The following is a 4,617-nucleotide window of genomic DNA, read 5'->3' as shown; positions in this document are numbered from 1 at the left end:
GATCCGGGGCTGTTCGTCCCGGGCCTGGGCAATGTTTTGTTTCAGGGCGTTGATTTCCCGTTGCAAAACCGTGGCCTGGGCCCCGGCGCGCATGGCGCGTTGCAGGCCGCCGGTGAAATACCAGGTGCCCGCGACCAGGGCGATCACGATGAGGATGGTCGGGAGCCAGCGCGCGTTGGTGGCCATGTCAGGCTCCTATCTTGGAGATGAGGTCGTACACGGGCAGAAGCAGGCCGATCATGATCATGGCGAACAGCCCGCCAAGCACGATCATGATCATGGGTTCCAGGGTCTTGGACAGCACTTGGACCAGTCCGTTCATTTTGTCGCGATACAGCTTGGCCACGTACGCGGCCTGATCGTCGAGACGGCCGGTCATTTCGCCCACGGCGAGCATGCGGATGGCAAACGGGTCGAGAGCTTTGTGCTGGCGCAGGGAGGCGGAGAGCATGGTCCCGGCTTTAATGGAGTTTTGCGTCCCGAGCAAGCGCTCCTTGTAGACCTCGTTGGCCGTGGCGGCGGTGATCATCTGCAGGGCGCGCAGGACGCCAATGCCGGCTCCGATCATGATGCCCAGATATTCCGTGGCCCTGGCCACCAGGGACGTGTGCACGATGACGGACAAAACGGGCACGCGCAGACTCAGGGCGCTCAGGGCGTAGCGCACCCGGTAGACCTTGCGCCGCAGCACGCCCAGGAGCACGCCGGCCGCGACCAGGGCCAGCAGGGTCGGACCGAACCAGGCCTGGACCCAGTCGGACACGGCGATGAGCAGGCGGGTCGGCCAGGGCAGGGCGATGTTCATGTCCTGGAACAGCCCGACCAGTTGCGGCACCACATACCAGAACCAGAAAACCACGGCCAGGAGCACGACCACGAACAGAAATGCCGGGTAGGTCAGGGCGCGCTTGGTGGCGCTGACGATTTCGTGGATGTGCAACAGGTGGTCGCCGCTTTTTTTGAGCATCTGGTCCAGGCGGCCGGTTTCCTCGCCAATGGATACCATGTGCTGGATGACGAACGGGGCCAGATGCGGGTGCTTGATCAGTGCCTCGGAAAAGGTCTGGCCGGTCTCGATGTCGGCGCAGATGCAGTGGATGGAGTTTTTGAGGCGTTGGTTTTTGGTGTCCGCGAGAATTTCCTCCAGTCCGTCGAGGACGGTCACGCCGGCGCCGATGAGCATGCCCAGGTTGTTGTAGAACTCGGCCAGCTCCAGGCGGGTGATCGTGCCCAGGCCGATGGAGGTTGTTTGCACGGCGGCGTTGAGCACCGACGGCACGGGCGTCACTTCCAGGGCGATGCCACCGCCGTGTTCGATGTACCGCAGGGCGGCCGTGGGATCGGCCAGGGGCAGGTCGACCAGGCCGGACTGGATTTTGCCGGATTCGGCCAGGAGCTTGTAGCGGAAAAGATACATGCCGGGTTCCTAAAACGCGCTGGACGTCGCCGATGTGATCGACGTGTACCGGGAGCTGCCGAGAACGCGTTGCAATTCGTCGATGGTCGTGTCGCCGGCCAGGGCTTTTTTCACGCCGATGTCGAACATGGTCGTGAAGCCCTGGTTGACGGCGAGGGTTTCCAGGGCGTGCAGGGAGGCGTCCTCTTCCAGAAGTTGGCGCATTTCCGGGGTGATGAACAAAATTTCATACAACAGCGTGCGGCCGCGGTAGCCGCTCTGGCCGCAGGCCGGGCAGCCCTTGCCCCGGTACAGGGTGGTCGTTTTCGCGCCCAGATAGATCAATTCCGCGTCGCTGGGCGTGTAGGCTTCCTGGCATTGGCCGCAGATGGTGCGCACCAGACGCTGGCTGACCACGGCCACCAGGGATTCGGCCATGGACAGATTGTCCAGCCCCAGGCCCTTGAGGCGCGGAATGGCGCCCAGGGCCGTGTTGCTGTGCAGGGTGGACAGGACCAGATGGCCGGTGGTGGCGGCGGTGATGGCGGTCTTGGCCGTCAGTTCGTCGCGCATTTCGCCGATGAGGATGATGTCCGGGTCATGGCGCAGGAAATAGCGCATGGCGTTGGCGAAGTCGTAGCCGGCGGCCTCGTTGACCTGGGTCTGCCGGGCCAGGGGCACGATGTACTCGATGGGGTTTTCCACGGTCAGCACGTTCTTGCCGAGCAAATCCAGGGAGGACAGGCCGGCGACCAGGGTCGTCGATTTGCCCGAGCCCGTGGGGCCGGTCAGCAGGATGATGCCGAACGGCTCCTGAAAGGCCATGGCCAGCCGGTCCAGGTCCTCGGGCAAAAAACCCAGGGCGCGCAGGCTGAAGCTGCCGCGTTCCTGGGGGAGCAGGCGCAGGACGAGGTTTTCGCCGTAGGGCGTGACCAGCGACGAGACGCGGATGTCGAACTTGCGGTGCAGCAGGGTGGCGCTCCAGCGGCCGTCCTGGGGCAGGCGCTGCTCGGAAATGTCCATGCCGGCGCCAAGCTTGATGGTGCTCAGGACGCGTTTGAGGCTTGGCGGGTAGAAACGCACGCTCTTGAGCACGCCGTCAACGCGGAAGGCGACGTTGATGCCGTGTTCCATGGGCCGGATGTGGATGTCCGAGGTGCGCTCCTTGATGGCCAACAGCAGCAGGTACTCCACGAAGCGGTCCGGGCTGGTGGTCAGGGTGGTGTCGTTGGCCAGGGTTTTGGCCTCGCGCTCCAGAATGTCCTCGACGGGGTTTTCCAGAAAAAAGAAGTAGTTGTAGATCGAGGACACGATTTTGCTTTCCTCGGCCAGCAGAAAACGCGGTTTCTTGCCGGTGAAGCGCAGACAGGCCTGCTCCATGGCCGCGTCGGGCAGACCGGACGTGGCCACGAGCACGACATCTCCTTCCGGGCGCAGTGGAAACAGGCGCAGGTTGAGACAGGTGCCGCGATTGAAGCGGCGCAGCAGGGCCATGTCCGGCGCTTCCTTGTCCAGATCGATGTGGTCGAGGCCGAGCTGGGAGCTGAGGGCGTGGATCAGGTCGAATTCCGAGACGATGCCGATGCCGGTCAGCACCTGCCCGAGCTTCTGCCCGGTGACGCGCTGTTCCTGCAGGGCGTATTGGATGTGTCGGTCGGAGAGGAGGCCCTTGTCCTTGAGCAGGTCGCCGAGGCGGATGGTTGGTTGGGTCATGATCGTGGTGTCGTGGTGGCCGGGGTTGCGGAGAAGCGGAGCCAGAAAAACGTCGTCGGGTCCAGGGCGCCGTTCACGGGCAGGCCCACGGAGCGTTGGAAGTCGGCGATGGCGTACCAGGTCGGGCTGTTGAGCAGGCCGCTGGCGGGTTTGGTCAAAAAGCCCAGGGCGCGCAGGCGCTCCTGGGCCGCGTGGACCATGGGACTGCTTTGGCCGGGCGGAGGCGTGTCCACGGGAAATTCCGACACCCAGAACACGAGCCACGCCGGCCTGTCGGTCGCGTCGGCCGGCCATGGCAGGGCCACCCAGCGCGGATTCGATCCCGGTGCCCCGGGCAGGCGATCCAGGGTGGCCACGGTCATGGTCGGCGGCAGGGTGACGCGCAGTGGTCCGATGTTTTTGTCGCGCACGGCCTGGGCCAAAACCGTGGACAGGTCCGGTCCCAGTGGCTTGCCGGCCAGGGCTTCCAGCGCGTTCACGGCTTTGGCCGTGTCGGTGGAATTCCGGGGCGCGGCGGGCGCGGGCCGCGCCGAAAGCGGGCGGACCAGGGCCTTGATGGCCGGCGGCCAAGACCAATGGCCGTCCAGTCCAGGCAGGCGCGCGGCGCCAAGACCGACCAGGATCAGGCCGGCCACCACGGCGCCAAGGATGATGACGGGCCGCGAGATCGGCCGGGCAGCGTGCTTGGCGCCGCTTTGCACCTCCTGGATGGCCAGACGCATGATCCGGGGCGTGATGCTCCGCGTGCCAAAGGCCAGGCAGCCGTACAGGGCGCGCTCCATGATCAGCTTGGCCAGGCGCAGATTGCCGCGCGTGGCCCGCCACAGCATCCAGGCGGCCAGTCCGGACAGGCGGAGTTGCGATCCGCCCTGACTCAATTTGAAATTGACGTAGCCGATCAGCTCGTCCCGGCCAAACTGCGGCAGGACTTGATAAATGGCGATGCGGCTCTTGAGCTGGCGCATGGATTCCCGCTCCAGGCGCTGGGCCAGTTCCGGCTGGGCGATGAGGATGACCTGGACCAGCTTCTGGCCGTCGAACTCGAAATTGCCGAGCATGCGCAGGGCTTCCAGGGAGTCGTCGCTCAGGTTGTGGGCCTCGTCCACGGCGATGACGCTGGTTTTTCCAGCCGCGTGCGTGGCCAGAAAGAAATCGTGGAGCAGCTTTTGATAGTCGAGCAGGGTGAAGTCCCGCTCGCAGGACAGGCCGAAGTCGCCGGCAATGGCCCGGAACAGTTCTTCCTTGGTGAACATGGGGTTGAAGATCCAGGCGAAAACGGCATCGCGGCCTTCGAGCATGGCGAACAGCTGCAGGGAAAGGGAGGTCTTGCCCACCCCGACCTCGCCAATGAGCACCATGAAGCCCTTGCGCGTTTCGATGCCGTGGGCCAGCTCGTCCAGGATCATGCGCGTGGCCTGGGTTTGGTAGAATCCGTCCTGGCTGGTGGCCATGGAGAACGGATTGCCGGTCAGATTGAGGGAAGCGAAGGTGTTGGTGGTCATGGTTTG

General features: G+C 64.5%; 4 protein-coding genes. All 4 read right to left on the bottom strand.

What is annotated here, in order from left to right; translation table 11 throughout:
- The coding region (locus EOL86_12180) for a hypothetical protein (GenBank protein ID NCD26332.1) at window positions 1–186 on the bottom strand (186 nt) is incomplete at its 3' end.
- Between the two features lies 1 nt (window position 187).
- Complete coding sequence (locus EOL86_12175; GenBank protein ID NCD26331.1) at window positions 188–1,417, bottom strand: type II secretion system F family protein; 1,230 nt, start codon at window positions 1,415–1,417, stop codon at window positions 188–190.
- Window positions 1,418–1,426: 9 nt separating this feature from the next.
- Window positions 1,427–3,109 (bottom strand): type II/IV secretion system protein, encoded by a 1,683-nt coding sequence (locus tag EOL86_12170; protein NCD26330.1) that lies wholly within the window; start codon window positions 3,107–3,109, stop codon window positions 1,427–1,429.
- Window positions 3,106–4,617, bottom strand: a 1,512-nt coding sequence (locus EOL86_12165; protein ID NCD26329.1) for a hypothetical protein, incomplete at its 5' end; no start/stop codon positions are given. The genes EOL86_12170 and EOL86_12165, both read right to left, overlap by 4 nt.

The organism is Deltaproteobacteria bacterium, assembly GCA_009930495.1.
Taxonomy (GTDB): domain Bacteria; phylum Desulfobacterota; class Desulfovibrionia; order Desulfovibrionales; family Desulfomicrobiaceae; genus Desulfomicrobium.
The sequence above is the reverse complement of the archived record's forward strand: the minus strand, read 5'-3'. Positions and strand labels throughout refer to the sequence as shown.

Coding starts and splice junctions, on each gene's coding strand:
- EOL86_12175 (NCD26331.1), bottom strand. CDS start 1,417: ATGTATCTTTTCCGCTACAAGCTCCTGGCCGAATCCGGCAAAATCCAG.
- EOL86_12170 (NCD26330.1), bottom strand. CDS start 3,109: ATGACCCAACCAACCATCCGCCTCGGCGACCTGCTCAAGGACAAGGGC.